This is a genomic window from Halorubrum wangae, from assembly GCF_051194135.1.
GTDB lineage: Archaea > Halobacteriota > Halobacteria > Halobacteriales > Haloferacaceae > Halorubrum.
In genome coordinates this window covers 236,565-262,789 of sequence record NZ_JBLZNH010000003.1, presented here as the reverse complement: position 1 = coordinate 262,789, position 26,225 = coordinate 236,565, and the positions used below count along the sequence as shown (strand labels likewise).

The following is a 26,225-nucleotide window of genomic DNA, read 5'->3' as shown; positions in this document are numbered from 1 at the left end:
ACTTATTACCCCGTGCTGACACACGTGTATGCTCAATGACTCGAACGTGCTCGTGACGGGCGGCGCAGGGCTCGTCGGGAGCCATCTCGCGGCTCGACTCCTCGACCGCGGCGCGAGCGTCCGCGTCGCCGACGACCTCTCGAAGGGGGCCCGCGACCGCGTCCCCGACGGCGCCGACTTCGTTGAAACAGACCTGACCGACGCCGACGACGTCGCCAGAGCGGTCACCGGCGACCTCGACATCGTCTTCCACTTCGCCGCGTTCACCGACACGAACTACGACGACGACCGAGAGCTGTTCGAGGACAACACGACGATGACGTACAACGTCTTAGAACGGATGCACGAGGTCGGCGTCGACCAACTCGCCTTCACCTCCTCCTCGACGGTGTACGGCGAGGCGCCCCGCCCGACGCCCGAGGACCACGGCCCTCTGGAACCCATCTCCATCTACGGCTCCTCGAAGCTCGCCGACGAGGCGCTCATCTCGACGCACGCCCACTCCTACGGGGTCCAATCGTGGGTGTTCCGCTTCGCGAACATCGTCGGCCCGCACCAGCGCGGCAACGTGATCCCCGACTTCATCCAGAAGTTGGACGACGACCCGAGCGAACTGGAGATCCTCGGCGACGGGCGGCAGGAGAAGTCGTACATGCACGTCTCGGAGTGCGTCGAGGCCATCCAGTACGTCGTCGAGCACGCCGACGAGGATCTGAACGTCTACAACCTCGGCACCCGGACGACCACGTCGGTCACCGACATCGCCGACATCGTCGCCGACGAACTGGGAGTCGACCCCGACTACGCGTACACCGGCGGCGACCGCGGCTGGACCGGAGACGTGCCGAAGATGCGCCTCTCGATCGAGCGGCTCGTCGACCTCGGCTGGGAGCCGTCGATCGAGAGCGACGAGGCCGTCCGGCGGAGCGCGAGCGAACTGATCGACGAAATCGTCGAGTAGACCGGGGACCGCTACGCCTCCGGACTGATCTCGTCCGGAGTGAACTTGTTGAAGCACCTGAAACACCGGTAGAGCCGCGCCGCGCCCGGACCGTCAGCGGATCGCGGATACCCGTGAGTCCGCAGTCTCACCACGAGATACGTGCTTCCGCACTCGGGGCAGGAGGGGCCATCGAACACGCCTCTGGAATCGACACACACGTATAAAAAATCGGGCTCGCGGATCGGACGAAGAGGAGCCGGTCGTTCGCCACGACGCGATCGATTTCGACGCGACCGCTTTCACCGAGACCGATTTGCTGACTGAGGCCCTAGCCTCGTCGGTCGCGCGGCATTCCTCGTGGCCTGTCGGCCGCTCGGAGGCGCGCGCCACCGCAGGTCGGTCGCTCCGATCTCCACCCGCCGTTCCCCCCCGCGCCGCTTCGGAAGGGCCTTTTATGCCGACCGACGAACGGACGGTATGTTCAGGCAGTTCCGGTCGGAGGTCGAGTCGGCGCTCGGCGACGCGCTCGACTCGCTCGACCTCCCGACCGACGACCTCGGTATCGAACGCCCGCCCGACGACATGGACGCGACGCTCGCCTCCAGCGTCGCCTTCCGACTCGCGGGCGAGGTCGGCGCCGCACCGCCGAGCGTGGCCGCAGACGTCGCGGCCGCGGTCGACGTCGCCGGCTACGACTACCTCGCCGCAGTCGACACCGCCGGGCCGTACGTCAACTTCCACGCCGGCGAGCGCTACCTCGTCGACACGCTCGACGCGGCCGCCGCCGACGCGGGCTACGGCGCGCTCCCCGACCGAGACACCACCGTCGTCGTCGAGCACACGAGCGCGAACCCGACCGGCCCGGTCCACGTCGGTCGAGCACGGAATCCGATCGTCGGCGACGCGGTCGCGAACCTCCTGTCGTACGCCGGCTACGACGTCGACCGCCACTACTACGTCAACGACGCGGGCCGCCAGATGGCGGTGTTCACGTGGGCGTACGAGCGGTTCGACGAGTCCGACCTCGACGAGGAGCCCGCCCGCGACCGCGCCGAGTACGACCTCGTGCGTTACTATCGGAAGGGGAACGCGTACCTGGAGGCGGCCGATCCCGACGAGGCCGAGGCCGCGGAGGCGGAGATCGCCGCCATCCTCCAGGGTCTCGAAGCGGGCGACGAGGAGACGTACGAGCGCGTCGGCGAGGTCGTCGACACCGTCCTCGACGGGATGAAAGAGTGTCTCGCGCGGCTCCCCGCGGAGTTCGACGAGTTCGTCAAGGAGACGCGGTTCATGCGCGACGGCTCCACCGACGACATCGCCGCGCGGCTGAAGGAGACGGAGCAGGCCGTCTACGAGGAGGACGCCTGGCAGTTAGAGCTCGACGAGTGGGGGATCGAGAAGAACCTCGTCTTCCTTCGCTCGGACGACACCAGCCTCTACACCACGCGCGACCTGGCCCACCACGAGTGGAAGTTCGCCAACTACGACCGCGCCGTTACCGTGCTCGGCGAGGACCACAAGCTGCAGGCAGACCAGCTCGACGCGACCCTCGAACTCCTCGGCAACGACACGGACCGGCTCGGTCACGTCATCTACTCGTACGTCAACCTTCCCGACGGGAAGATGTCCACCCGACAGGGGACCGGCGTGATGCTCGACGACCTCCTCGACGAGGCCATCGACCGCGCCCGCGAGGCGGTCGAAAGCCGGATGGACGACCGCATCCGCGACGACGACCTGTCGGCCGAGGACGTCGAACGCATCGCCCACCAGGTCGGTATCGGCGCAGTCCGGTACGACATCGTCTCCAAACAGCCCGCGAAGGCGATCACCTTCGAGTGGGAGGACGCGCTCGACTTCGAGGCGCAGTCCGCCCCGTTCGTCCAGTACGTCCACGCGCGCTGTGCCGGCATCCTGGGCGAGGCCGCCGCGGCCGGCGTTGACGTGCCGGGCGTGACGGCGGACGCCGACGGCGCCGTCGACACCGACGCCCTCGACGTCGACGCGAGCGCGCTGGAGACCGATGCGGCCCGCGAACTCCTCCGGGAGATCGCCCGCTTCCCCGCCGTCATCGAGGCGGCGGCCGACGACTTGGAGCCGCACACGGTGGCGACGTTCACCCGCGAGTTCGCCGACGCGTACAACGCCTTCTACCGGGAATGCCCTGTCGTGACCGCCGAGGACGACGACCTCCGGGCCGCCCGGGTCGCCGTCGTCGCGGCCGCGAAACACACGATGGCCAACGCGCTCGACGTGCTCGGGGTCGAGGCGCCCGAGTCGATGTAGGGCACCGCTGTCCCGCTCCGACGGTGTGGGAGTGGGCGCAACTGATTTTGTTTCGAACACCGCATGAGTAACTGTCATGTTGGAGCTCTACCAGTCGGAAGGCTGCCCGTACAGCGCGAAGGTCCGCGAGAAGCTCTCCGAGCTCGGCGTCTCCTACGTCGCGCACAACCCGCGGCTCCCGGGCGATGTCGGCGGCGACGTGACGAACGAGACGATCCACGACCGGCTCACCGCGGGCGGCGAGGACCGGATCCCGTGCCTCGTCGACACCGACCGCGGCGTCACGATGTACGAGAGCGACCAGATCGTCGCCTACCTCGACGAGCACTACGCCTGAACGCGGCGGTTTCCAGACCGGTGAGCGGTCGCCTTCGCGGCCGAGGCGCGCCGTCTCGTCAGGTCAAAGCTTACTTACACGCACGCCGCCGTAGTTCGGGTAATGAGTAGCGACGCCCAAGCGGCGAGCGAGGACCGGCGGAAGTACGAGTTCCGCAAGGTCATCGAGGAGCTCAAGGACTTCGAGGGCTCCGGCACGCAGCTCGTCACCATCTACATCCCCGAGGACCGGCAGATCTCCGACGTGGTCGCTCACGTCACTCAGGAACACAGCGAGGCGTCCAACATCAAGTCCAAGCAGACCCGGACGGCCGTGCAGGACGCGCTCACCTCGATCAAGGACCGCCTCCGCTACTACGACACCTTCCCGCCGGAGAACGGGATCGTGATCTTCTCGGGGGCGATCGACGCCGGCGGCGGCCAGACCGACATGGTCACCCGGACGCTGGAGTCGCCCCCGGAGCCGGTCCAGTCGTTCCGCTACCACTGCGACTCCGCGTTCCTCACCGAACCGCTCGAACACATGCTGGAGGACTCCGGGCTGTTCGGGCTCATCGTCCTGGACCGCCGCGAGGCCAACGTCGGCTGGCTGAAAGGCAAGCGGATCGAGCCCGTCAAGTCCGCCTCCTCGCTCGTCCCCGGCAAACAGCGGAAGGGGGGTCAGTCCGCCCAGCGATTCGCCCGCCTCCGGCTCGAAGCGATCGACAACTTCTATCAAGAGGTCGCGGGGATGGCGAACGACCTGTTCGTCGACAAACGCCACGAACTCGACGGCATTCTCGTCGGCGGCCCCTCACCGACGAAAGACGAGTTCCTCGACGGCGACTACCTCCACCACGAGCTCCAAGACAAGGTGCTCGGCAAGTTCGACGTGGCCTACACCGACGAGTCCGGCCTCAAGGACCTCGTCGACAACGCCAGCGAGGCGCTCGCCGACCAGGAACTCGTCGAGGATAAGCGCCACATGGAGGAGTTCTTCGAGAAGCTCAACACCGGTGAGGAGGCGACGTACGGGTTCGAGCAGACCCGGCGGAACCTGATCATGGGCTCGGTCGACCGACTCCTCATCTCCGAGGACCTCCGCTCCGACGTCGTCGTCTACGAGTGCCCGAACGGCCACGAGGAGTACGAGGTGGTCGACTCGCGACACTCGACCCCCAAGCACGAGTGCGCCGAGTGCGGCGAGCCGGCCGACGTCGAGGAACGCGACGACGTCATCGAACACCTGATGAACATCGCCGAGCAGCGCGGGACGGACACGAAGTTCATCTCGACGGACTTCGAGAAAGGCGAACAGCTGATGGACGCGTTCGGCGGCATCGCTGGTATTCTGCGGTACTCTACGGGCGTCTGAGGCGACGCGGACCGCTCCGCGTCTCCCGATCAGATCAATCCGACTCGGCGGGGGCCATCGCGACTTCCAGACACGCACAGGCGTCGGTCTCCGGGTCGAAGCAGTCCGGACACTCCGGCTGTCGGTCGATGATCGTGTCGAGGCGGTCGGCGACGGTGTCGTCGATCACGGCCTCCAACTCGCGGGCCTCCTCGCGGAACTCCTCGACGCCGAGGACGTTCGTGAGGAAGCGCTCGATGATACAGTAGGTCTGGAGGGCGTCTCGCGCTCGGACAATCCCCTCGTCGGTGAGCCGGACTCCCTTGTACTTCTCGTGCTCGGCGAGGCCGCGCCCCTCTAGCTTACCGATCATCTCGTTCGCGCTCGCCGGGCTCACGTCGAGGGCGTCGGCTATCGATCCCGTCGAGGCCGGGCCGTCCTCCTGTTTCTGTACGACGTATATCGTCTTGAGGTACTGGTCTGCGGTGTTCACGGCTCTCCTCCGTCGGGGTTTGTCCTCCGTTCGGTGCGCCGGTTCATCGTCGCTCCATGACGTCCGTGACCTCGCTGACGCCCGCCGCCTCCTCCTCTCGGATCGTTCGCAGGGTCTTCAGGAGGCGCTCCCGATCGATCGAGAACTCGGCGTCGGACGCCTCGATCGCCTCGATGAGGTCGTCGTAGAACTTGTACGCCGTCTCCTCGTTACACAGCTGATCGTACAGGATCCCGTCGAAGTCCTCGGGCTTGGTCCGTCCGTAGCGGGCGTCGACGAGTGATTCGATCTCGTCGAAGGGGACGCTGTCCACTCCGAGTCCGGCGATGAGCGACTCCAGCCGCTCGCGGTGGTCTGCGGACTCCTCGGCCGCATCCGCGAGCAGCGTCTCGATCTCGTCGTCGAGGTCGGCGTCGACGCCCTGATAGTGGTGATGCGCTCGCGCCTCCACCACCTCCTCTAACACGATCCCTATCTGCAACAACCGGGCGAGTTGGTCGTCGGAGGCGATCCGCTGGCTCACGCTCACGGCGACCACCTGTCACCGTCCGATACACCCGTTCGCATACACTCGGACTCGGGCGTAGTCCGACTTAAGGAGTTCCCCTCCGGCCGGAGACGCGTTCGGACGGACCGACGCCGTGGACGAGCGGGGATTTCGATCACTCCGCGATCGATGCGACGAACGGCACCGATCGAACAGTCGACGCGAGAGGCCTCGGCTGACGACGCCCGCGCTTCGCCCGTGACCCGATCCGTCTGCGGATCTCGACGCCGGGGCCGCCGGCATCGGCGGGAGATCGGTCACTCATCTGCCGAGTCAATCGTCGCTCCGGATCTGGTGTCCACCCCGGCGGCAGACCTTCGTCGCCGTCTCTCGTCCCTCTCTGTCGTCTGTCATCCGCTTCTCTACGACTTCCGAATATCTGTTTCTGCAGGAACGGGGAAGGTGTAGATCTCTCGAGATATCGAACGTTCGCCGTCGGCCTATCCGTTCCGAGTCTCTCCCTCGTACTCATCGACCACCGATCGCAGTCGTCGGGTGAACGCTCCCTCGACGCTTCGAACTCGCTTCGCGTCGGCATCGTACTCGATGAGGCCGACCGCCGCTAGTTTCGGCAGATCGACGTGGGTCACCCTGATTTGGATCCGTTGCCGCTCGTCGGCCGTCAACGCGTCTCCGCGTCGCGTTTCGTCGTGCACGGCGTCGACGAGCGCGTCCACTCCGGAAACGGAGTCGTCGTCTCGGTCCAGCGTCCGCAGAATTGCCCGGCGTCGTTCGTCGGCGATCGTCGAGAGGATCGCGTCCGGACCGTAGCCCGCCTCTTTGGTCGCCCCCCGGAACCTGGGTCCGAGTTCATAAGCCGGCCCGTCCGACGGACCACGGTCTCGCCCTCGGTGGTGCGCACATATTCCTCTCTACTCGGTTCTCCCGGGAGACATTTCTCCATGCCACACCATGATACCTTTATAGGAAACTTCGCGGACGAGGCGACGATTACTCTTCCCCCTCGTCGATGGGGAGCGTGTCGGTGACGAGCGCCACGATGGCGCGCCGGAGCCGTTCGGTGACGGCCTGGTCGGAGATACCGAGTTCGTCGGCGAGTTCCTTCGTCGTACACCCTCTCGGAATGTCGTAGTATCCCATTCGGATCGCGAGCGTGAGCGCCTCGAACTGCGGCTCGGTGAGCCCGTACCGCGGCTGGACGTCCGGGTTCGAGGGGCTGTACACGCGCGTCACTTCCAGATTGATCCCCTCGTCGTCGCAGTCGGTCGAGAACGCGCTGAGCGACCCGTGGCTCGGGAACCGAACTTCGAACTTCCACGTCGACGGGTTCCCGACGGCGTTCAGGATCTGCCCCCCGTTCCCCTGTATCGCGCGGATAAGGCGGTCCTGGTCCGCGTTCCATTCCAGCGTGAAGAGGGTGCGATCTTCGAACACGTCTATCGGAGTGGCTTCGTCGACAGTCGGGTGCCGTCGGACTCCGTCCACGAACGACTCGCGCGAGGTGTTGTGGATCCAGAACAGCGGAACGGTGGCCTCTCCGAGGGGGACGAGCGTCTCGAGTTCGACGGTGGAGTTCCCCTCGACCGAGAGTATCTGCCCGAGCTCGAAATCCTCGGACGACGCACGAAACTCCACGATCACACTCATCAATCAGGTCTGGTTCGTTACTTCTCGACCCTCCTATAAATACAGAAAGCATGGGATACCATGCTATCGGCCGTTCGAAGGCTTCTCCCGCCCGAGGACGGCTACTTGGTACACCATACTCGTGCATTATACCGATCCGGAGCGATCGGCCGTTATGGCCACGGTTATGGAGTTCACGAGCCCGGCGGACGAGTTTCCGCTGGGGACGGTGTTCGAGAACCTGCCGGAGGTGACGGTCGAACTGGAGCGACTCATCCCGGCCGATTCTCTCATCATCCCGTACTTCTGGGTGCGCGGTGCGCGCGCGTCGGACATCGAGGCCGCCTTCGAGGCGCACCGAGGGGTCGTGAACATCAAACTCATCGACGAGGTCGAGGGCGAGTACCTCATGCGCGCCGAGTGGGAAGACGACTACTACGGCGTCCTGTCCGCCCTCGCGTACGCCAACATCGTCGTGCTCTCGGGTATCGGAACCAAGGACGGGTGGCAGTTCGAGGTCCGCGGTGAGAGCCGCGACCAGATCGGCGAGTTCCGGACGGACTGCCAGTCTCACGACATCCCGATCAAGATCACTGCCGTACACTCGCTACTGCCAATCCAGGGCGACGGGTACGATCTCACGGAGGCCCAGCGTGAGGCGCTGGTGTTGGCGTACGAGATGGGCTACTTCGACTCTCCGCGAACGGCGTCGCTGGAGGATATCGCGGCGGAGATCGGCATCTCACAACAGTCGCTGTCCTCTCGACTCAGACGCGGCCACCGTCGACTGATCGCGAGGGCGCTGATCGCGGAGTGACGCGTCGCCGCCCCCGCCGGGATCCGGCGACGCCGCTGGCCCCCGCTTCTGTAGTATATATATATAAACCTCCTGTATTATCAGTACTACACTTGAACCGGCGCAGAGTGTTACACGTTTATATGACTCTCAGAGGATCTGGAATCATTCTCGAATCGTTTACTTTCTATTCTAACTCCGAGACATATCTGGCGCGATACGACCAGGCGGAGACCCCGGCCAGCATGGCAGTTATTTCGACCCTCGCAGAAATTTTAGACGTCGATCCGACGGATATGGACCCACTGTTCCACTCGGTCGACACCGAGTCGCTCGACGCCCTTCTGGGGAAGGCGACCGACGGCGACGTTCGTGTCACCTCCACGCTCGCGGGACACGAAGTCACCGTCACCGGTAATTCCGTGAGCGCGAGCCGTGCGCCCGACGACGACAACGAGCCCGTCGTGATCGAGAAGGTCTCGCCCACATGACCTCCGAAGACGAGACGCCGTCCGACGAGACGGCGTTCCACGACGAACTGCGGTCCCTCCTTCGCCATGCTCACGAGCAGGACGTCGACGTCGAGGGCGGGTGGGAGTGCCGGAACGGCGCCGAGCACCCGGACTGGGACGTCATCGTTTCCGAGGTGCAAAAGCCGGACGACTCCGCGTAGCCGCACCGACCTCTCTTCGCGTCGAGGTGTCTCGAACACGCCCGAGAGCGGGCGCTTCGGCTCCACGGACGCTCCATTCCGCAAAAAAACCCGACGAATCCGCTACTGGAGGCGTTCGAGGACGAGCTCCTCGACGTCGTCGCGGAACTCGTCGACCGCTATCTCCTCTAACACGGGGACGAAGAAGCCCTCGACGAGCATGTTTCGCGCCGTGTGCGAGTCGATCGAACGGCTCTCGAGGTAAAACAGGTCCTCGGCGTCGACCTGTCCGACCGTCGCGGAGTGCGACGCCTCGGTGTCGTGGTTGTGGATGATCAGCTTCGGCGACGCGTCGGCCTCGGCGTCGTCCGACAGCATCAGCGTGTTCTCGCGCTGGTAGCTGGACGTGTTCCACGCGTCCTCGCCGACGTCCTGGACGCCCTCGTAGACGGAGCGGGCCACGTCGTCGAGCACGCCGCGCGTGACGAGGTCGGCCGTCGTGTGCTCGGCCTGGTGCCAGACGCGGGCGTTCAGGTCGAAGTGCTGGTCGTCGATGCCGAAGAACGTCCCGACGATCTGGGTCTCGGAGCCGTCGCCGTTCAGTTCGGTCTCGACGTCGGAGCGCGTGAGCTTCGAGCCGAAGTTGCTCTCGATCCAGTCGATCGTCGCGTACGGGTCCGTCACGCCGCGCTTCAGCGAGTAGGTGTACGAATCGTCGTCGAGGTTCTGGAGCGAGCCGAACTGAACGTTCGAGTTCTCGCCCGCGGCGATCTCGACGAGGTTCGAGAAGTACCGGTCGCCGTCGACCTTGCTGTCACCGCTCTCGATCGACTCGAGGATCGTCACCGACGACGACTCCTCGGCGACGACGAGCGTCTGGCTGAACAGCGAGCGGGAGTTCATCTCCGCGCGGATCGTCACGTCCTCGACGTCGACGCCCTCGGGGACGTAGACGAACGTACCGGTGGTAAAGAGCGCGACCGACAGCGCCGTGAGGTAGTTGTGTTCGGGGTCGAGCACCGAGCCGAAGTTCGCCTCGATGATGTCGCCGTACTCCTCGAACGCCTCGGTGAAGGGGAGGACGACGACCTCGTCGTCGCCGGCCGCCCGCTCCGTGGTGTCCGACTGGTTCAGCGGGTCGACGAGCGCTTCGAAGTCCAGCGCCTCCAGGTCGGTCCAGCGACGCCCCGGCGTCTGGATGACGTCTGGCAGGTCGGCCGTCTCCAGCGCCGAAAGCGCGTTCAGACGGGTCTGTAAGAGCCACTCGGGCTCGTCGCGTTCGTCGGCGATGCGTCGTACCGTGTCCTCTGAGAGGCTCTCGATTGCTTGCGTGCTCATATTATCCGAGCGAGCCCTCCATCTCGAGTTCGACGAGCCGGTTCAGCTCGACCGCGTACTCGATGGGCAGCTCTTCCGTGATGGGCTCGATGAAGCCCGAAACGATCATCTGCTTGGCGTCGTCGTCGTCGAGGCCGCGCGACTGCAGGTAGAAGATGTCCTCGTCGCCGATCTTTCCGACGGTCGCCTCGTGGGCGACGTCGACCTTCGACTCGTTGATCTCCATGTACGGCATCGTGTCCGACGTCGACTGGTTGTCGAACATCAGCGCGTCGCACTCCACGGCGGTCGAGGAGTTCTCGGCGCCGTCTGCGATGTGAATGAGGCCGCGGTAGTTCGTGCGGCCGCCGTCCTTCGCGATCGACTTCGATTCGACGGTCGATTTGGTATCCGGCGCGTTGTGGTACACCTTCGCACCGGTGTCGATGTCCTGACCCTCGCCCGCGAAGGCGATGGTGATGTGGTTGTCGGAGGCACCGCGCCCCTTCAGGATCGTCGAGGGGTACAGCATCGTCGCCTTCGACCCCATCGACCCCGAGATCCACTCCATGCGCCCGCCCTTCTCGGCGATGGCGCGCTTCGTGTTCAGGTTGTACGTGTTCTTCGACCAGTTCTGCACGGTCGAGTACTGAACGTGTGCGTCTTCGCCGACGAACACCTCGACGCCGCCGGAGTGGAGGTTGAACGCCGAGTACTTCGGCGCGGAACAGCCCTCGATGTAGTGGACTTCCGAGCCCTCCTCGGCGATGATGAGCGTGTGCTCGAACTGGCCCATCCCCTCGGAGTTCATCCGGAAGTACGCCTGCACCGGCATGTCGACGGTGGTGTTCTCCGGGACGTAGACGAACGAGCCGCCGGACCAGATGGCGCCGTGGAGCGCCGCGAACTTGTTGTCGCTCGGGGGGACGCACTTCGTCATGAAGTGCTCGCGGACGATGTCCTCGTGCTCTCGGACGGCTTCGTCCATGTTACAGAAGATGACGCCCTTCTCCTCCCAGCGCTCCTGCATGTTCTGGTAGACGACTTCCGACTCGTACTGGGCGCCGACGCCGGAGAGCGCGTTCTTCTCGGCCTCCGGGATGCCCAGCTTGTCGAAGGTGTCTTTAATCTCGTCCGGGAGTTCCGTCCAGTCGTCGACGCCCGCGCGGACGTCGACGTCAGGTCGGATGTACGGGATGATCTCGTCGATGTCGACTTCGCTCAGGTCCGGCTGGCCGGGCCAGTCGGTCGGCATCGGCATCTCCTGGAACTGCTTGAGCGCGCGCAGGCGCCGCTCCAGCATCCACTCCGGTTCGCCCTTATCCTCCGAGATGACGCGGACCGTCTCCTCGGTGAGACCCTTCTCGGTCTGGAAGGCGGATTTTTCCTCCTTCTTGAACTCGAAGCGGGCCTCGGTATCTGTCTCTTTGAGGTCGTCTTGTTGTGAACTCATGGTAATGTGTTACGTCTTGCCGCGTTTATCCCTGTTGCGTGACCATCTGTGGTTACGCCGCCTCGAATGCGTCCTCGCGGACCCAGTCGTACCCCTCGTCCTCGAGCTTCTCGGCAAGCTCCGGGCCACCGCTCTTGACGACTTCGCCGTCGAGCATCACGTGCACGTGGTCGGGCTCGACGTAGTCGAGGATCCGCTGGTAGTGGGTGATCTGGAGGACGCCCGTGCCCTGTTCGTCACGGAGCGCGTTGATCCCCTTCGAGACGTCCTGGAGTCGGTCGATGTCGAGCCCGGAGTCGATCTCGTCGAGCACGGCGACCGACGGCTCCAGCATCGCGGCCTGCAGGACCTCGTTCTGCTTCTTCTCGCCGCCGGAGAAGCCGGCGTTGAGGTAGCGCTGCATGAACTTCTCGTCCATGTCGAGCAGTTCCATCTTCTCCGAGAGGATCTGCTGGAACTCGGCGACGCCGATGTCGCCGTCGTCGGCGGGACCCTCCATCGGGGAGGTGTCGTAGCCGCTGTCGTCGTCCGCGTCGGCCTCTTCGGCGTCCTCGTCCTCGAACAGCTCCTCGCGCTCGTCCGCCTTGGCGTTGAGCGCCTGTCGGAGGAAGTTCGTCATCGTGACACCCTCGATCTCCGCCGGGTACTGGAAGCCGAGGAAGATGCCGAGCGCGGCGCGCTCGTTCGGCTCTAGCTCCAGCAGCTTCCAGTGATAGTCCTCGTCATCGAGTTCGGCGTCGATGTCGGCGACGTCCTCCTCGTCGAGATGCAGGAGGATTTCGCCATCGGTGACCTCGTACGCCGGGTGGCCGGCGATGACCTTCGCGAGCGTCGACTTACCGGAGCCGTTCGGCCCCATCAGCGCGTGGATGTCGCCGGACTTGACGGTCAGATCGACTCCGCGAAGAATGCGTTCACCGCCCTCTTCCGCCACTCGTGCGTGAAGATCGTTGATTTCGAGAGTAGCCATATGTATTCTCGTGCCTCGTACGTTGACCGTGGTGATTGAGGGGGTTAATGGTTACGCATCTGCCCTGTAGAAACTCACGAATCCGATAAGAATTTTTCCAAGAATCAAAAACTGCTTTCTGAGCTGCGACTCAACTACATAAACGATCCAAGGCCAGTCTGTTCTTGCCCGGTCTTGACTTCCTCCCAGGACATCCCGAGCGCCTCGATGATGCGCTCTATCGGCCCTTTCAGCGTCTTGTCCAGCATCTTCTCCCAGTCGACCTCGAACTCCTCGGGGACCTGGTCGGCGTACTCGAAGCAGATCACGTCCGGGTCGCGTTTGAACTCCCCGTACAGGTGGTCCCGCTGCGGGTCCAGCCCCTCTTGGTCTTCCATCCGTCGCCAGAAGTCAGGGTGCACCTTCTCGATGTAGAGCCGCTTCGGCTTCGACCCGCTGCCGAAGTTGGTCCCGAGCATGCGGTTCGCGTACTTCGCCCCGCGGACCTGCGCGGTCGGGGTGTCGTAGGCGTCCAGTTTCTTGCCGATTCCGCCCGGTATCCCGATCTCATCGAGGTCCATGTCGCCGTCGAGGACGCGCGCGATGACGTCCACGAGATACGCCTTCACCTCCTCCATATCCTCGTCGATGTCGTCTCCCGTCACGATCGTCTCGATGACGTTCTGCTGGACCTCCTTCGTGATGCCCGCGATGTCGGAGCGCTTGTACTCGAAGCCGGTGATATCGATGTCGTCGACGTCTTTGCCCTCCTTCCAGATGATGTGGCCGGCGTACCGCTTCTTCTTGCCCGCTTGGAAGAACCGCCGGTAGAGTTTCTCGAACTCGATCTGGAAGCGATGGGCCTCGGCGTTCAGTTCGTCGCGTGCGAAGTCGTCATAGCGCTCGTTGATGTGGTCCTCTATCTCGAAGGAGGTCTCTATCGCCTCCTCCTTCGACATGTCCGACAACGCGAGCATGACTGAGTCGGTGTCGCCGTACGCGACCTCGTAGCCGAGTTCGCTGGCCGCCTCTTCGGTGAAGTCGATCACTTCGCGTCCGGTCGCCGTGACGGCCGCCGCACCCTCCTTGTCGTACAGCCGGAATCGATCCCACCCCGTCACGCCGTAGAGCGAGTTCATAATGACCTTGACGGCCCCCTGCTGTCGGTCGTACTGCTCGTACGGTTCGGTGCCGGGGTCGTGGTCGTTCCGAAGCGACTTCTTCTCTTCGCGCTCGGAGAGGAGTTCGTCGACCATCTCGCGCATGATCCCGTCCGGCTGCTTCCGGAAGTGGGTCCCGTTGGGCGCGACGTACATCTCGTCGTCGTACTCCGCGGGGTCGACCTTCGTCTCCGGTCCGGCGTTGATCGTCACCATGCACATCGGGTAGAGGCTCTTCAGGTCCTGGACCGTCACCATCTCCTTGACGCCCGTGATCGGGTCGAAGACGGCGCCGCCCTCGAAGTCCTCCGACTCCTGTTGCCCCTTCGTCGGGAGCGCGAACTTCCCGAACGCCTTGTGCAGGACGTACATGTCGACCGTGTCGCCGGGGGTCGGCGCGTCCTCGATCTTGCAGCCGACGAAGGTGCGCACCTCGTCCCAGAAGGCGATCACGTCCTGTTTCCGGTCGATCTCGACGCACAGCTCCACGTCGCGGATGCTGTACTCCAAGAGGCGCTCGGGGTCCTGCTCCCAGAGGTCGCCGATGTCGCCCGTGTACCGCTCTTTCCCGACGCCGAGTTCGCGCTCGCCGACCGCGTCGAGACGGTACGACTCCAACTCGGTGAACATCGTCCGCTTGTACGCGTACAGCAGGTCGAAGACGACTCGCCCTTTGATGTCGGGTCCGCCCCAGCCGGAGCGCCACACCTCTCCGATCCGGGAAAGCCGGTCGATCGAGAGGTCGTACTGGCTCTCGTCGTCGAGCAGTTCCAGCCTGTCGAGGACGTACGGCGCGTCGAAGTCCTCGAAGTTCCACCCCGTCAGGAGGTCGGGGTCGGTGTCGTCGATGTACTCGATGAACGCGTCGAGCATCGCGGCCTCCGCCTCGAACGTTCGCACCCTGAAATCGACCGCTCCGCCGTCGCCGACGATCCCCTCGTAGTCGGGGAGGTCCTCGGGCGGCGGAATCTCGGCGTCGGGAGCGTCGTACAGCCAGACGACGTACTCGTCGTCGTAGGAGTCGTGGCTCGTGAGACAGATAATCGGCTCCTCGCCGTCTTCGGGGAAGCCCCGGCGGTCGTCGACCTCGATGTCGAAGGTGTTCACGCGGAGATCGGCCTCGACTTCGGCCGGCTCCAACTGGCCTTCGTGGACTTGCATGGTTCCGGAGCCGTCGTCGAGCCGACGCTCCTCGACTCGCATCCCGCCGTTGAGCCCGTTGTCGATCAGAAAGCGGTTCGGAAAGAGGATGTCGGCCTCGAAGCTGGTCTCGAAGTCGTCGCGGATGGACCCGACGTCGCGGGGCGTCCGCGTCACGATCCGGGTGAGCGGCTCGCCGCGAATGCTCTGGTACCCCTCGCCGTCCGGGTTCTCCTCGCGCGTCCCGATCACGACGTCGTACTCCTCGACGGGGTCGCGATCGAGGTCGGCGGTGGGGACGTAGAAGTACGGCTCGACGCCCAGCACGCGGACGTGCTCGCGAACGTCGTCGCCGTCCTCGACGGGCCGTCGCCCGAAGACGTGGACGACGGGATACTCGTCGCTCCCGTACCCTTCCACGGCGTAGTCGATCTGGGTGATCATCAACTCGACGGTCCCGGTCGACTCCGGGAACTTCGCCTCGTCGACGTCGACGACGTCGCTGACGTGGCCCCGCCCGCCGCCGGCGACGACGGCCGCCTCCTGCGCTGCGAGGTCCTCTCGTTCGGTTTCCGCGCCGTCGCTCTCCCCGTCGCCCGCGCCGGCCGACGAGAAGTCCGACAGCCCCGACTGAGTCATATCTGCTCTTCGGCGGCACCGGGCTAAAAAACTCGGCTTTCGGGTGCGGCGAGGACTCCCGCCACGGAAAGGGCTTTAATGTGTGATGTCTTACCACGGTCTATGTCTTCGGACCCACGTTCGGAACCCCAGGGTGCTCGCCCGGCCGGTCGCGACGCGGTCGACGCCGAGGTGGAGGTGTACGAGGACGGCGGGAACGTGGTGCTGTTCGACGCCGCGAACCCCCTCGCGTGGGTCGAAGCGAGCCAAACGGTCCGGCTCGCCGACGCGATCTGACGCGGTCGCTTTTGCGTATCTCGCCTCCTCGGAGCCACGCCGTCCGTATCGTTCCGACCGCGCCGTACGCCTCGCGAGCGGGAGACCGACGCCGTTTCGACTCCGCGGCGCGGACCCAGCCGGACGGAACTCCTTTGCCGCGCCCCGACGTACGGATGACCGTGTTCGGGTTAGACGAGGATGACGAGGGCGAGGTCTCCTTCGGCGAGAGCTCCGACGCCGAGCGGAAGATGACGCCGGACATCCCGAAGGCGCCCTCGGTCAAAACGTTCGACGACGGCGGGGATTTCGAGGGCGCGAGCGACGTGGATTCCGGTACGCTCCGCGCGTTCGTCGTCGCCGTGATCTACGCCAACGCCGCGGTGCTGCTCGTCGCGCTCGGCCCCATGGTGTGGTACTTCGAGGGTTGGTCGCGGGTCGGACCGCTCCTCCTCGCCGGCGGACTCGTCGCCGGCGTCCGGACCTATCAGACGTACCGCGCCTGGGATCGCTCGCGATCGGAGCGGGGCACTGACGACACGTCCGAGGCCGACGCGGGCGACGACTCCTCCGTCGATGACTCCACCGTCGACGACGCGGCCGCATCCGACGAGTCCGACGACGACGCCAGCGACCCCGCTCGCCCGGAAGCGTAATACTCCGCCGGGACTCCCTCCTACCCATGCAGACGGTCCGCGACGCCGACGGCAAGACGTACCTTCTCGTGAAGCACTCAGCCGAGTCGAGCCGCGTCCGCGACCCGGCCACGGGCGCAGAGCGGTACGTCGACAACGACGACCTCAGTGTCGTCGACGGGGAATCGCCGCTGGCGACCGCGGCCGGCGGACTCCCCGAGTCGGTCCGGCGGATCATACGGGCGGTCCACGACGACCGGTCGCTGGGGCTGCTCATCGTCGTCGCTGACGAGGGACCGCTCTCCGCGATCGAACTGCTCGATACGACCGACCTGTGCGAGTCCGACCTCCACGGCACCGTCACCGAACTGCGCGCGGCCGGCCTCATCGACGAGGTCGACGTCGCCGGGCGACGAGGGTACGCGGCGACGGACGTCGCGACCGACGCGCTCGACCGCCTCCGGAGGCGATCGGTCGCCGACGAGACCGCGTAACCGGTCGCGTCTCGTCAGTCGTCCGCGAGCGAGGCGATGTCCAGTTCGGTGGCGTCCGCACGGCGCGCCGTCGAACGGTTCGAGCGCGGCTCTTTCTCGACGGTGACCAGTTCGTCGGCGGCGCCCACCAGTTCGTCGTCGTGGCTCACGATGAGGATCTGTGACACCCCGAAGCCGCGCATCTCCTCGACGAGCCGGACGAGCCGGGAGACGTGTCCGGAGTCGAGGAAGACGGTCGGTTCGTCGAGGATGAGGGGTGGGGTCGGCGCTGCACCCTCGATCCCCTCGGAGAGGAGCCGATAGATCGCACACCGCAGCGAGAGGTTGAACAGGGCGCGCTCCCCGCCCGAAAGCTGCTCCGGGTCGAGCGACTCGCCGTCTTTCTGGTAGACGGTGAGGGCGTACTCGCCGTCAAGCTCGATGTGCGAGTAGGCGTCGTTGCCGTACACCAGGTCGAACGTCTCGTTGAGGGTGCGCTCCAGTTCGGCGACGTTACGCTGCCGGAGCTCCGCGCGGAGGTCGCCGTACATCGCCTCCAGCTCGCTCGTTTCTCCGTGGAGGCCGTCGAGCGCCTCGACGGTCGCGGCCAGCTCCTCGCGCTCCGAACGGAGGGTCTCCAGCTCTCGTATCTCGCCGTTCACGCTTCCGATCGCGTTGTCCAGTTCCGTCCGGCGGTCCCCGAGCCGTTCCAGCTCCCCGTCGACGCGTTCGAGATACTGCTCGGCCTTCTCCTTCCGTTCCTCGGCCTCCTCGACCGCCGTCTCGTCGACCGCGGCCGCGAGCTCGTCGCGCCGCTCGCGCTTGTCGGCGAGGCGGTCGCGCCGCTCGTCGTTCAGCTCCGCCAGCGTCTCCCGCTTCTCTCGGCGGCGCTCGATTGTCGCCTCCGCGTCCGCGACGGCGTTCGCTCGCTCTTCGACCGCGTCGACCGCCTCTCGGGCCTCGTCGACCTCGCTGAGCGCCGCTTCGAGCTCTGTCACCCGCTCCGCGGCCGACTCGGCCTCCTGACGCTTCTCTTCGGCGATCTCTCTGGTCTCCTCGGCGGTCTCGCGCTTCGCTTCGGCCTTCTCGCGCCGTTCGGCGGCCGCCTCGCGTTTCTGCTTCGCCTCTGCCCGCCGCTCCTCGACACGCTCCCCGAGCATCTCGGTGGTTTCGTCGATCTTGTCGAGTCGGTCCGCGGCCTCGGCGAGCTCATCCAGCTCGTCGATCCGGTCGTCGAGCGTTCCCTCGCGCTCGCGGGCCGACTCGAGTTCGGCTTCCAGCTCGGCGACGCGCTCGCGGTCGTCCTCGATCCCGGTCGCGTGCGGCGAGTCCTCCACGGGCTGGCCGCACTCGGGACACTTGCCGGCCTCGAGCAGTTCCTCGGCCTCGGCGACGCGTTCGCGGGCGTTCTTCAGCTCCGCGGACAGCTCCGCCACCCGCTCGCGGACCTCGCCGCGTTGCTCGCGGAGAGTGGTTCGCTTATCCTCGACGCTCTCTCGGTCGACGTCGGCGGTCGCGAATCGCTCGCGGAGCCCCTCGGCCTCCTCGCGAAGCTCCTCGATCGAGGACTCGCGCTCGTCGGCCTCCGCCGCCGCCGCCTCGGCCTCGTCCGCGAGGTCGTCGGCTTCGGCGTCGAGCTCCGCGGCGCGCTCGGCGAGGTCGTCCGCCTTCCCGGTGAGGTTCGTCGCCTGATTCCGGAACGCCTCGGCGCTCACTCGTTCGTCGTCAAGCGTCTCCCGAATCTCGGCCTCCCGCTTGTCGAGGGCCTCGCGACGGGCTTCGATGACGTCGTCGTCGGCCGAATCGAGACCGGCGTCGTCGAGTCGGTCGTCGATCGCGGCCTCGATATCGGTCATCCGCTCGCGGACCTCCGCGATCGCGTCTCGGTGCTCGTCGCGCTCGCGCTCCGCCTCGCGGACCGCCGTCTCGATCTCGTTAATCGTCGATTCGACCGCCTCCAGCTTCTCGCGCTTTTCCGCGTGGGTCGAGAGCGTCTCCGCCGCGGCTTCGCGCGTCTCCGTCGCCCGCTCGCGCTGCTCCTCGTACCGCTCGATCTCGTCGGTGACCTCTGAAAGCTCGCTTTCGAGCCCGTTGAGCCGCTCGTGGAGGTCACGGTCCTCCTTCGCCGCGATCTGCTCGTCGAGCTGATCGAGTCGGCCGCGGCGATTCTCGAGGACGTCCTCGACGCCGAGCCGCGCGTCGCCGGCGCGCTTCCGGTACTCCTCCAGCTTCCCGAGTTGGAGCAGGTCGTCGATCGTGTCCTGCCGCTCGCGCGGGGTGGCGTTGATCAGCTCGTTCACCTCTCCCTGTCGGACGTACGCGCAACTGACGAACGCCTCGGCGTCCATCCGCAGTAGTTCGGTGACGAATTCGCGCACCGACCGGGCGCCGTCGCGAGCCACGTCGCTTCCGTCGGTCGATTCGAGCGTACACTGGTGGTCGATACGGTCGTCGTACACCCGGAGCGTGCGCTCGATCCGGTACGGCGTTCCGTCGTGAGTGAACCACAGCTCGACCGTCGTCTCCTCCTCGCCCTTCGTGACGACGTCGTCGAGGGTCCCGTCGAGCGCCTTCGACCCGTACAGCGCGAAGAAGCACGCCTCCAGCAGCGACGACTTGCCGCTGCCGTTGAGTCCGTGGATGACCGTGACGCCCTCCGTCAGCCGGAGGTCGGCGTCGCCGTACGGCTTGAAGTTCGAGAGGCGAATGCGGTCGAAGTTCACAGGTAGTCCTCCATGGACACTTGGCTGTCGTCGGCCGATCGTTCCGGTTTCGTCTCGTCCGGTGCGTCGGTGTCGGTCTGCTCGTCGGTGTTGGTCTCCTCGTCGGTGTTGGTCTCCTCGTCGGTATCTGTCTCCTCGTCGGTATCTGTCTCCTCGTCGACGCCACCGTTCCGGGCGCTGTCGCGCTCGTCGTCGCCGTCTCCGTCGACGTCGGCGTGTTCCTCTGTCGACTCTGATTCGTCTCCGTCTCCGTCGACGCCGCCTCGATCAAACGCGTCGAGGTCGTCGATCTGCTCCTCGATCCGTCCTTTCACCGTCTCCCGGACGTTGCTGTCGGGGAGGGTGTCGGCACGGACCGCCTCGTCGACGTCGCGGGCGGCCTCGGAGAGGGACATTTCCTCGATCCGCTCGCGAACGGCGTCCTCCGGATCGGCGAAACTCACGTCGACCTCGGCGTCGGTCTCGACCTCGCGGCGGTCGGTGACGCGGGCGATGAGCGCCCCCTCCTCGGTCGCGAACTCCTCGATTGCGGCCGGGGTGACCGGGTCGCCGTCGCCGGTCACATCGACGAGGACGACGGCGTCGTCGAGGTCGTGCTGGCGGACTCGCTCGCGCACTCGCGCCGCGCCCTCGCCCTCGCGAAGGTCGGCCTCCACGAAGACGAACGGGCGGGTGTCGAGCGCGCGCCGCCGGATCTCCACGCGGTCGTCGCCGCCGGCGGCGTCGGCGTCGAAGGTCACGAGGTTGTAGCCGCGTCCCTCGCGCTCGCTCGCGCTCGCTCGCTCCGTAGATCCCGGGTAGGTGACCCACGTGTCGTCAACTTCGGCGACGTCGGGCGTGTGGTTGTCGCCGAGGAGCATCGCGTCGAACGCGACCGTGCTCTCCGCGAGCACGTGGCCCGTGTCCCAGTCGGCGTACCCGAACGGCTCGAAGAGTCCGTGAGCTACGAGGGCGGCGTAGTCGGCGTCGTGGTCGGCGAACGCGTAATCGAGGTCGTCGCGCCGAGAGACCGGGACGTGGTCGAGCCCGTAGAAGGCCGTGTCGCCGACGACGGTCGGCTCGTCGCCGAGGCGGGTCGCGAGCCCCAGTCGCTCGAACAGGTCGAGCCACTGGCCGCCCCGCGTCGACTCGTGGTTCCCCACGACCGCGAGCAGGGGAATGTCGGCGTCGTCGAGTCGGCGGAGCGCGGAGATGGTGCCCATCAGGTCGACGAGTTCGGGCCGCCTGTCGTGAAAGAGGTCGCCCGCGTGAACCACGGCGTCGACGTCGCCGTCGATGGCGTCGTCGATCACCGCCTCGAAGGCGTCGAGGAAGTCCTGGCGTCGGACCGGCGAGTGGTACTGCGCGTACCCGATATGGGTGTCGCCGGTGTGGATCACCCGTGTCATCTGTCCGGGTGTTAGCCGGTGTCGGGTTTAGGGATTCCGGGGCCGGAGTGAAAGTAGTCACCGAGACGCCTGCTCAGAGTCACGCCGCCACGCCGACAACCGGGTGTTACCGCCTCCTCGCCACTGCCGCTCAGTCCGCTCCGTTCGCGGCCGCCTCGCGGTATCTCCGGTAGGTTTTGAGCGCCGTGCGGCCCCGCTCGGCCGCGGCTTCGTCGCCGGCGCGCTCGGCGGCCGCGACCGCCTCCGACAGCCGGTCGAGCCCCACCGAGTCGACGAACCCGGCGGCGCGCCGCAGATCGGTTCGCGCGGCCTCGGCCTCGTCGATCACGGCGACGTACGGCCGGGTCGCGGTGTCGGTGCGCGTCGCCAGCGCGGCCAGCGCCCGTTTGACGGCGGTAGTCGAGACCACGGCGACGCTGCGTCGGCATCCGGGATAAGGAGGGTGCCCCGTTGGCCTGACGCGGCGCTCTTGCCGGCCTACACCGCCAGTGTATACAGCCGCTTCCGGGCGTCGGTGAAGGAGAACCGCGAGTCGACCACGTCCTCCTCCTCCAGCCGCGAGAGCGCGTACCTGACCGTTCGGGACGGAAGCAGCGTCTCCTCGGCGAGTTCGCTCTGCGTCAGCGTCTCGTTGTAGTCGAGGACCTTGGCCACGAGCTTCGCGCTCGGGGGCATCTCGCGGACATCGTTCCAGCGGTCCGTGACGTCCTCGTCGGCGGTGACGGTGTCGGTGGTGCTCATGCGTGTCTCACCATTGCTCATGCCGTTAGATAATATTTACTATCCTAATTTATTACTGAAGGGAATTACGCTGCCACGTACACCGCCCGTCTCTCTCCCCCACCCGCCGTCTCTCTCCCCCACCCGAAACCTCTTACGCGCGAGACGCCTTAATACGGACAATGACTGACACCGTCGACGACGTCGATATGCCCTACGATGAGGGCGCGGCGTCGAGACAAGAAAAGATCGAGTCCCTCCAGGACGAACTCGACGTGCTGGAGTCGCAGAACGAGGAGATGCGGGACAAGCTCCTCGACGCGAACGCGGAGAACAACAAATACCAGCAGAAGCTTGAACGGCTCACTCACGAGAACAAGAAGCTGAAGCAGTCCCCCCTGTTCGTGGCGACGGTCCAAGAGATCACGTCCGACGGCGCCGTGATCAAACAGCACGGCAACAACCAGGAGGCGCTCACGGAGATCACCCCAGAGATGCGCGAGAAGCTCGACCCCGACGACCGAGTCGCGGTCAACAACTCCCTCTCTGTCGTGAAGAAGCTGGAGAAGGAGACCGACGTCCGCGCCCGCGTGATGCAGGTCGAGCACTCGCCCGACGTCACGTACGCCGACATCGGCGGCCTCGAAGACCAGATGCAGGAGGTCCGCGAGACCGTCGAGATGCCCCTCGAACACCCGGACATGTTCGAGGACGTCGGGATCACGCCGCCGAGCGGCGTCCTGCTGTACGGCCCGCCGGGGACCGGGAAGACGATGCTCGCGAAGGCCGTCGCCAACGAGACCGACGCGACGTTCATCAAGATGGCCGGCTCCGAGCTCGTCCACAAGTTCATCGGCGAGGGCGCAAAGCTCGTCCGCGACCTCTTCGAGGTCGCCCGCGAGAACCAGCCGGCCGTCCTCTTCATCGACGAGATCGACGCTATCGCCTCGAAACGGACGGACTCGAAGACCTCTGGCGACGCCGAGGTCCAGCGGACGATGATGCAGTTGCTCTCCGAGATGGACGGCTTCGACGAGCGCGGCGAAGTCCGGATCATCGCCGCGACCAACCGCTTCGACATGCTCGACCCCGCCATCCTGCGCCCCGGTCGGTTCGACCGCCTCATCGAGGTGCCGAAGCCGAACACCGAGGGTCGGGAGATCATCTTCCAGATCCACACCCGGAAGATGAACCTCGCGAGCGACATCGACTTCGACGAACTCGCCGAGATGACCCCGGAGGCGTCCGGCGCCGACATCAAGGCCATCTGCACGGAGGCCGGGATGTTCGCGATTCGCGACGACCGCACCGAGGTCACGCTCGCCGACTTCCTCGAGGCCCACGAGAAGCTTCAGCAGGATGACGAGAGCGGCGCCGACGACTCGCTCGCGTTCGCCTGATGCGGCGCTTCGCCGTCGACTGACGCCGCCGCGTTCTTTTCATCGCCGTCTTCACTGCTCGGTCCCGTTCGCCCTCTCGATCGACCGCTCGCCGCCGCTACAGCGCCCGCACGATCAGGTACGGGACCACGAACAACAGGACGAACACGAGCCCGGTCGCCAGCGCGTACCCGACCCCGACGCCCGCGAGCGCTCGCCAGCCGTCGTCAGTCGGGATCTCGACGTTCATACGACTCCTCTGTGGTCCAGTACTGTAAATTGATGCCCCGACGCCGAGTTTGCTCGCGAATCGGTCCGTATTCGCGTCCCGGTGATGGTCACACGTCGCCGGCCATCGCACGGAACAGCGCGTCGGCGAGTTGATCCCTGTCGATCGGTATGGTCTCTCCGTCGCCGGCCGGATCGATCCGTGGTTCGATGGTCCCGCCGCCCATTCGCGAATGGCCGCCGTCGTTGCCGTTCTCGACGCCCGTGAGGACCGATTCGATCGCGTTCCCCATGTGGACTCGGTCGTCTCTCGAACGCCCGGAGAGGTGTACGGTCCCGTCTCGCTCGCCGATCACGACGACGGCGCTGACGCCTTCGAGCTGAATCAGCTCGTCGGCCGCCTGCGGAATCGCGTCCACGTTGTTCACGCCGCCGACGTCGGCGACCGCGAACGACCCCTCGATGCGGCGCCCGGCGATGGCTCTGGCCTTCACTTCCAGCACCTCCGCGTCGACCGCGGGGTTGGCGATTCGGTCGAGACTGTCCTGGTCGACGCCGGGGTAGACGTAGGAGGCGGCAGCGAAGTCCGCCTCGCTCGCACCGACTGTCAGGTGTTTGGTGTCGGCGAGGATGCCGTACATCAGCCCGGTCGCGGTGGCCGTCGGAAGCGTGAGGTCGCTACCCGTCTCGCTCGCGTGCTTGTCCGGCGGGACCGGCGTCGCGTTGTTCTCTTTAAAATACTCCGCAACGACGGACGCGGTCGCCCCGTAGTCGGTGCGAACGTCGGTGAACCGCTCGCCGGCACCGTCGCCGGGGTGGTGATCGACGACCGCGACGGGGAGCACGCCGTCCGCGCCGGCGAACCCTCGCGGCTCGTTGTGATCGACCAAGATGACGGACTCCGCGGCGAGGTCGCTCACGTGCGAAATCGGCTCTAAGTCCAGATCGAGCACCGTGCGGAACGCCCGATTCTCCTGATGTCGGATCTGTCCGGGATACTGCACCGTTGCGTCGACGCCGACCTGTGATGCGAGCGAGGCGACCCCGAGGGCGGCCGACATCGCGTCCGGGTCGGGGTTCGGGTGCATCAGCACCGCAATTTCGTCCTGATCGGCGAGTAGCCGCCTGAAGCGTCCTCCGGCCGTCCAGCGGCCGCGCAGGGCGAGGTACCCTCCGCCGATCACGAGCAGCGCGAAAACGAGCGCGACGGCCGTCGCCTCAGGGTTCTCCTGGACGACTGTCCCTGCCCACGAGAGCCGCTCGCTGACCACGCTTAGGCTCCGCATGTGTCACTGAGACACCCTCCCGACATATGAAGCTTCGTCACTGCTTCGGCCGAACACCAACGGCGCGATCCGTCCCGACGGTCACCTCTCGGCCGCTCGGAACGACTGCACGGCGTCGCGGTACCCCTCGCGGAACGTCGGGTACGCGAATCTGTAGCCGAGCGCGCGCAGGCGGTCGTTCGAGCAGCGCTTACTCGTGCGGATCCGCCGTTCCGCGGCCGCGGAGAGATCGCCGGCCGCTATCCGCTCGTCTTTCGACTGCTTCGCCGGCCGCGGGACGCCGCACTCGTCAGCCAGCCAGTCGGCGAACGTGTGCTTGTCGACCGGCTCATCGTCGACCACGACGACGGTCTCGCCGCGACCGCGGTCCGCCTCGAGGAGATGCCGGACCGCCCCCGCCGCGTCGTCCCGATGGACCATGTTGAGGTACCCGGCGGTGACGGGGCCGGTGAGGTATCGGTCGAGGCGGTATCGATCGGGACCGTAGAGCCCTGCGAATCGAGCGACGGTCCCATCGATGCCGGCGTCTGCGGCCGTCTCCAGCCCGATCCGCTCTGCCTCGGCGAGGACTCGCGTTTTATCCGTCGTGGGGTCGATCGGGGTCTCCTCGTCGACCCACCCCCCGTCGTGATCGCCGTACACGCCCGTCGAAGAGGTGTAGACGAGCCTGTCCGGCGTTGACGGCCGGCCGGCGTACGCCTCGATCACGTTTCTGAGGCCGTCGACGTACACCTCACGGGCCGCCTCGGCCCCGCGACCACCGGAACTGGCGGCGAAGACGACGGCGTCCGCGTCCGGAAGCGCGTCGAGAGACGACGGATCGGTCACGTCCGCGCGCACCGCGTCGACAGACCCTCCTCCGTCGCCGTCGATCTGTTCTCCGACTTCCGCGATAGCGTCGAGTCCTGCGTCCGACCGCCGAACCCCTGTCACTGCGTGACCGCGCGTGGCGAGTTGTGCCGCGAGTTCCAGGCCGACGTAGCCGCAGCCGACGACGACGACCCTCATGGCTTGCGGCGCTCGATGACCGCCATGACCTCCGCGAGCTGTTCCAGCGTCATCTCGGCGCGCCCTTCGAGGGCCTGTTGGACCTCCTGCCCGGTGAGATCCGCGTCGATTCCCGCGGCGATGGTGTCGACGTCCAGCACCGCGGTCGCCATCCCCATCAGCAGGTGGTCGCGAAGCTCTGCGACGATGGTCTCGGCGTCTCGGTCGGCCGTCACGCCGACGATCGCCGCCCCGTCGGTGACGCTGAGCCCGCCCACGTCACCGGCGGCGACCGCCTCGATGGACGCATCGTCGATCCCCGTCTCGTCGGCAACGCGTTCGGGGCCGGCTTCGACCACCGATTCGCTCAGCAGCGCCTCGAACGCCGCGAGTAGCGCCGTCGACGTGACTTCGTCTCGGTCGAGCGCCGCTCCGGCGTCGCGGGACACCGTGCCGCCTTCGACGACCTCGTGAAACATGGTCACCCTCGGTCGGCGTCTCTCAAAACGGCTGCGGTCGA

27 protein-coding genes are annotated in these 26,225 nt (G+C 66.1%); 11 read left to right on the top strand and 16 right to left on the bottom strand.

The window, feature by feature from the left end; genetic code table 11:
* The first annotated feature begins 28 nt into the window (after window positions 1-28).
* The 4 genes from ACNS84_RS11445 to prf1 all read left to right on the top strand — a co-directional run bounded on the left by ACNS84_RS11445 (window position 29) and on the right by prf1 (window position 4,919).
* Entirely contained in the window at window positions 29-961 is a 933-nt protein-coding gene (locus ACNS84_RS11445) for an NAD-dependent epimerase/dehydratase family protein (protein ID WP_435074997.1), read from the top strand.
* A gap of 459 nt (window positions 962-1,420) precedes the next feature.
* Window positions 1,421-3,229 (top strand): arginine--tRNA ligase, encoded by a 1,809-nt coding sequence (gene argS, locus ACNS84_RS11440; RefSeq protein WP_435074996.1) that lies wholly within the window; start codon window positions 1,421-1,423, stop codon window positions 3,227-3,229.
* Window positions 3,230-3,305: 76 nt separating this feature from the next.
* Window positions 3,306-3,566 (top strand): glutathione S-transferase N-terminal domain-containing protein, encoded by a 261-nt coding sequence (locus ACNS84_RS11435; protein ID WP_435074995.1) that lies wholly within the window; start codon window positions 3,306-3,308, stop codon window positions 3,564-3,566.
* Between the two features lie 102 nt (window positions 3,567-3,668).
* Complete coding sequence (prf1, locus tag ACNS84_RS11430) at window positions 3,669-4,919, top strand: peptide chain release factor aRF-1 (protein ID WP_435074994.1); 1,251 nt, start codon at window positions 3,669-3,671, stop codon at window positions 4,917-4,919.
* 34 nt (window positions 4,920-4,953) lie between these two features.
* Here the strand turns inward: prf1 and ACNS84_RS11425 are convergent, their stop codons facing one another.
* The 4 genes from ACNS84_RS11425 to ACNS84_RS11410 form a co-directional block, all read right to left on the bottom strand.
* Complete coding sequence (locus ACNS84_RS11425; protein WP_435074993.1) at window positions 4,954-5,391, bottom strand: metal-dependent transcriptional regulator; 438 nt, start codon at window positions 5,389-5,391, stop codon at window positions 4,954-4,956.
* A 43-nt stretch (window positions 5,392-5,434) separates the two neighbouring features.
* Window positions 5,435-5,920: a ferritin-like domain-containing protein gene (locus ACNS84_RS11420; RefSeq protein ID WP_435074992.1), complete on the bottom strand. Its 486-nt coding sequence runs from the start codon at window positions 5,918-5,920 to the stop codon at window positions 5,435-5,437.
* A 458-nt stretch (window positions 5,921-6,378) separates the two neighbouring features.
* A complete protein-coding gene (locus tag ACNS84_RS11415) occupies window positions 6,379-6,681 on the bottom strand; it encodes a DUF7344 domain-containing protein (RefSeq protein ID WP_435075167.1) in 303 nt (100 codons plus the stop codon).
* A gap of 208 nt (window positions 6,682-6,889) precedes the next feature.
* Entirely contained in the window at window positions 6,890-7,546 is a 657-nt protein-coding gene (locus ACNS84_RS11410) for a helix-turn-helix domain-containing protein (RefSeq protein WP_435074991.1), read from the bottom strand.
* A 154-nt stretch (window positions 7,547-7,700) separates the two neighbouring features.
* On the opposite strand from ACNS84_RS11410, the gene ACNS84_RS11405 reads away from it, so the two are divergent.
* The 3 genes from ACNS84_RS11405 (at window position 7,701) to ACNS84_RS11395 (ending at window position 8,994) form a co-directional block, all read left to right on the top strand.
* Window positions 7,701-8,342, top strand: a complete 642-nt coding sequence (locus tag ACNS84_RS11405) for a helix-turn-helix domain-containing protein (RefSeq protein WP_435074990.1) — start codon at window positions 7,701-7,703, stop codon at window positions 8,340-8,342.
* Window positions 8,343-8,464: 122 nt separating this feature from the next.
* Entirely contained in the window at window positions 8,465-8,812 is a 348-nt protein-coding gene (locus ACNS84_RS11400; RefSeq protein ID WP_435074989.1) for a HalOD1 output domain-containing protein, read from the top strand.
* Window positions 8,809-8,994, top strand: coding sequence for a hypothetical protein (locus ACNS84_RS11395; RefSeq protein WP_435074988.1), 186 nt, complete (start codon window positions 8,809-8,811; stop codon window positions 8,992-8,994). The genes ACNS84_RS11400 and ACNS84_RS11395 overlap by 4 nt, the downstream gene beginning before the upstream one ends.
* Before the next feature lie 102 nt (window positions 8,995-9,096).
* On the opposite strand, the gene sufD is transcribed toward ACNS84_RS11395, so the two are convergent.
* The 4 genes from sufD to ACNS84_RS11375 all read right to left on the bottom strand — a co-directional run bounded on the left by sufD (window position 9,097) and on the right by ACNS84_RS11375 (window position 15,631).
* Window positions 9,097-10,311: a Fe-S cluster assembly protein SufD gene (gene sufD / locus ACNS84_RS11390; RefSeq protein ID WP_435074987.1), complete on the bottom strand. Its 1,215-nt coding sequence runs from the start codon at window positions 10,309-10,311 to the stop codon at window positions 9,097-9,099.
* 1 nt (window position 10,312) lies between these two features.
* Window positions 10,313-11,743 carry a Fe-S cluster assembly protein SufB gene (gene sufB / locus ACNS84_RS11385; RefSeq protein WP_435074986.1) on the bottom strand — a complete coding sequence of 477 codons (1,431 nt, stop codon included), beginning with the start codon at window positions 11,741-11,743 and terminating at the stop codon, window positions 10,313-10,315.
* A 52-nt stretch (window positions 11,744-11,795) separates the two neighbouring features.
* Window positions 11,796-12,713, bottom strand: coding sequence for an ABC transporter ATP-binding protein (locus ACNS84_RS11380; protein ID WP_435074985.1), 918 nt, complete (start codon window positions 12,711-12,713; stop codon window positions 11,796-11,798).
* Between the two features lie 134 nt (window positions 12,714-12,847).
* The gene (locus tag ACNS84_RS11375; RefSeq protein WP_435074984.1) at window positions 12,848-15,631 is read right to left on the bottom strand and encodes a DNA-directed DNA polymerase; all 2,784 of its coding nucleotides are present in this window, start codon (window positions 15,629-15,631) and stop codon (window positions 12,848-12,850) included.
* Window positions 15,632-15,733: 102 nt separating this feature from the next.
* On the opposite strand from ACNS84_RS11375, the gene ACNS84_RS11370 reads away from it, so the two are divergent.
* The 3 genes from ACNS84_RS11370 to ACNS84_RS11360 all read left to right on the top strand — a co-directional run bounded on the left by ACNS84_RS11370 (window position 15,734) and on the right by ACNS84_RS11360 (window position 17,015).
* Window positions 15,734-15,907 (top strand): DUF7331 family protein, encoded by a 174-nt coding sequence (locus tag ACNS84_RS11370; protein WP_435074983.1) that lies wholly within the window; start codon window positions 15,734-15,736, stop codon window positions 15,905-15,907.
* Between the two features lie 161 nt (window positions 15,908-16,068).
* The gene (locus ACNS84_RS11365) at window positions 16,069-16,542 is read left to right on the top strand and encodes a DUF7322 domain-containing protein (RefSeq protein ID WP_435074982.1); all 474 of its coding nucleotides are present in this window, start codon (window positions 16,069-16,071) and stop codon (window positions 16,540-16,542) included.
* Window positions 16,543-16,568: 26 nt separating this feature from the next.
* A complete protein-coding gene (locus tag ACNS84_RS11360; RefSeq protein WP_435074981.1) occupies window positions 16,569-17,015 on the top strand; it encodes a DUF7346 family protein in 447 nt (148 codons plus the stop codon).
* A 14-nt stretch (window positions 17,016-17,029) separates the two neighbouring features.
* Here the strand turns inward: ACNS84_RS11360 and rad50 are convergent, their stop codons facing one another.
* The 4 genes from rad50 to ACNS84_RS11340 form a co-directional block, all read right to left on the bottom strand.
* Window positions 17,030-19,717 carry a DNA double-strand break repair ATPase Rad50 gene (gene rad50, locus ACNS84_RS11355; RefSeq protein WP_435074980.1) on the bottom strand — a complete coding sequence of 896 codons (2,688 nt, stop codon included), beginning with the start codon at window positions 19,715-19,717 and terminating at the stop codon, window positions 17,030-17,032.
* Entirely contained in the window at window positions 19,714-21,105 is a 1,392-nt protein-coding gene (gene mre11 / locus ACNS84_RS11350) for a DNA double-strand break repair protein Mre11 (protein ID WP_435074979.1), read from the bottom strand. The genes rad50 and mre11 overlap by 4 nt, the downstream gene beginning before the upstream one ends.
* Window positions 21,106-21,235: 130 nt before the next feature.
* Complete coding sequence (locus ACNS84_RS11345; RefSeq protein ID WP_435074978.1) at window positions 21,236-21,514, bottom strand: DUF7966 family protein; 279 nt, start codon at window positions 21,512-21,514, stop codon at window positions 21,236-21,238.
* Window positions 21,515-21,582: 68 nt separating this feature from the next.
* Window positions 21,583-21,846, bottom strand: coding sequence for a MarR family transcriptional regulator (locus ACNS84_RS11340; protein ID WP_435074977.1), 264 nt, complete (start codon window positions 21,844-21,846; stop codon window positions 21,583-21,585).
* Between the two features lie 161 nt (window positions 21,847-22,007).
* Between ACNS84_RS11340 and pan1 the strand changes: the two genes are divergently transcribed.
* Window positions 22,008-23,225, top strand: a complete 1,218-nt coding sequence (gene pan1 / locus ACNS84_RS11335; protein ID WP_435074976.1) for a proteasome-activating nucleotidase Pan1 — start codon at window positions 22,008-22,010, stop codon at window positions 23,223-23,225.
* 97 nt (window positions 23,226-23,322) lie between these two features.
* Here the strand turns inward: pan1 and ACNS84_RS11330 are convergent, their stop codons facing one another.
* The 4 genes from ACNS84_RS11330 to ACNS84_RS11315 all read right to left on the bottom strand — a co-directional run bounded on the left by ACNS84_RS11330 (window position 23,323) and on the right by ACNS84_RS11315 (window position 26,184).
* Entirely contained in the window at window positions 23,323-23,454 is a 132-nt protein-coding gene (locus tag ACNS84_RS11330) for a hypothetical protein (protein ID WP_435074975.1), read from the bottom strand.
* Between the two features lie 88 nt (window positions 23,455-23,542).
* Window positions 23,543-24,718, bottom strand: coding sequence for a DHH family phosphoesterase (locus tag ACNS84_RS11325; protein ID WP_435074974.1), 1,176 nt, complete (start codon window positions 24,716-24,718; stop codon window positions 23,543-23,545).
* Window positions 24,719-24,799: 81 nt separating this feature from the next.
* On the bottom strand, window positions 24,800-25,726 hold the full coding sequence (locus ACNS84_RS11320; protein ID WP_435074973.1) for an NAD-dependent epimerase/dehydratase family protein: 927 nt from the start codon (window positions 25,724-25,726) through the stop codon (window positions 24,800-24,802).
* Window positions 25,723-26,184, bottom strand: a complete 462-nt coding sequence (locus ACNS84_RS11315) for a DUF5791 family protein (protein ID WP_435074972.1) — start codon at window positions 26,182-26,184, stop codon at window positions 25,723-25,725. Before ACNS84_RS11315 ends, ACNS84_RS11320 begins: the two co-directional genes overlap by 4 nt.
* Between the last annotated feature and the right edge of the window lie 41 nt (window positions 26,185-26,225).

Coding starts and splice junctions, on each gene's coding strand:
- ACNS84_RS11445 (WP_435074997.1), top strand. CDS start 29: ATGCTCAATGACTCGAACGTGCTCGTGACGGGCGGCGCAGGGCTCGTC.
- argS (WP_435074996.1), top strand. CDS start 1,421: ATGTTCAGGCAGTTCCGGTCGGAGGTCGAGTCGGCGCTCGGCGACGCG.
- ACNS84_RS11435 (WP_435074995.1), top strand. CDS start 3,306: ATGTTGGAGCTCTACCAGTCGGAAGGCTGCCCGTACAGCGCGAAGGTC.
- prf1 (WP_435074994.1), top strand. CDS start 3,669: ATGAGTAGCGACGCCCAAGCGGCGAGCGAGGACCGGCGGAAGTACGAG.
- ACNS84_RS11410 (WP_435074991.1), bottom strand. CDS start 7,546: ATGAGTGTGATCGTGGAGTTTCGTGCGTCGTCCGAGGATTTCGAGCTC.
- ACNS84_RS11405 (WP_435074990.1), top strand. CDS start 7,701: ATGGCCACGGTTATGGAGTTCACGAGCCCGGCGGACGAGTTTCCGCTG.
- ACNS84_RS11400 (WP_435074989.1), top strand. CDS start 8,465: ATGACTCTCAGAGGATCTGGAATCATTCTCGAATCGTTTACTTTCTAT.
- ACNS84_RS11395 (WP_435074988.1), top strand. CDS start 8,809: ATGACCTCCGAAGACGAGACGCCGTCCGACGAGACGGCGTTCCACGAC.
- sufD (WP_435074987.1), bottom strand. CDS start 10,311: ATGAGCACGCAAGCAATCGAGAGCCTCTCAGAGGACACGGTACGACGC.
- sufB (WP_435074986.1), bottom strand. CDS start 11,743: ATGAGTTCACAACAAGACGACCTCAAAGAGACAGATACCGAGGCCCGC.
- ACNS84_RS11380 (WP_435074985.1), bottom strand. CDS start 12,713: ATGGCTACTCTCGAAATCAACGATCTTCACGCACGAGTGGCGGAAGAG.
- ACNS84_RS11375 (WP_435074984.1), bottom strand. CDS start 15,631: ATGACTCAGTCGGGGCTGTCGGACTTCTCGTCGGCCGGCGCGGGCGAC.
- ACNS84_RS11370 (WP_435074983.1), top strand. CDS start 15,734: ATGTCTTCGGACCCACGTTCGGAACCCCAGGGTGCTCGCCCGGCCGGT.
- ACNS84_RS11360 (WP_435074981.1), top strand. CDS start 16,569: ATGCAGACGGTCCGCGACGCCGACGGCAAGACGTACCTTCTCGTGAAG.
- mre11 (WP_435074979.1), bottom strand. CDS start 21,105: ATGACACGGGTGATCCACACCGGCGACACCCATATCGGGTACGCGCAG.
- ACNS84_RS11340 (WP_435074977.1), bottom strand. CDS start 21,846: ATGAGCACCACCGACACCGTCACCGCCGACGAGGACGTCACGGACCGC.
- pan1 (WP_435074976.1), top strand. CDS start 22,008: ATGACTGACACCGTCGACGACGTCGATATGCCCTACGATGAGGGCGCG.
- ACNS84_RS11330 (WP_435074975.1), bottom strand. CDS start 23,454: ATGAACGTCGAGATCCCGACTGACGACGGCTGGCGAGCGCTCGCGGGC.
- ACNS84_RS11325 (WP_435074974.1), bottom strand. CDS start 24,718: ATGCGGAGCCTAAGCGTGGTCAGCGAGCGGCTCTCGTGGGCAGGGACA.
- ACNS84_RS11320 (WP_435074973.1), bottom strand. CDS start 25,726: ATGAGGGTCGTCGTCGTCGGCTGCGGCTACGTCGGCCTGGAACTCGCG.
- ACNS84_RS11315 (WP_435074972.1), bottom strand. CDS start 26,184: ATGTTTCACGAGGTCGTCGAAGGCGGCACGGTGTCCCGCGACGCCGGA.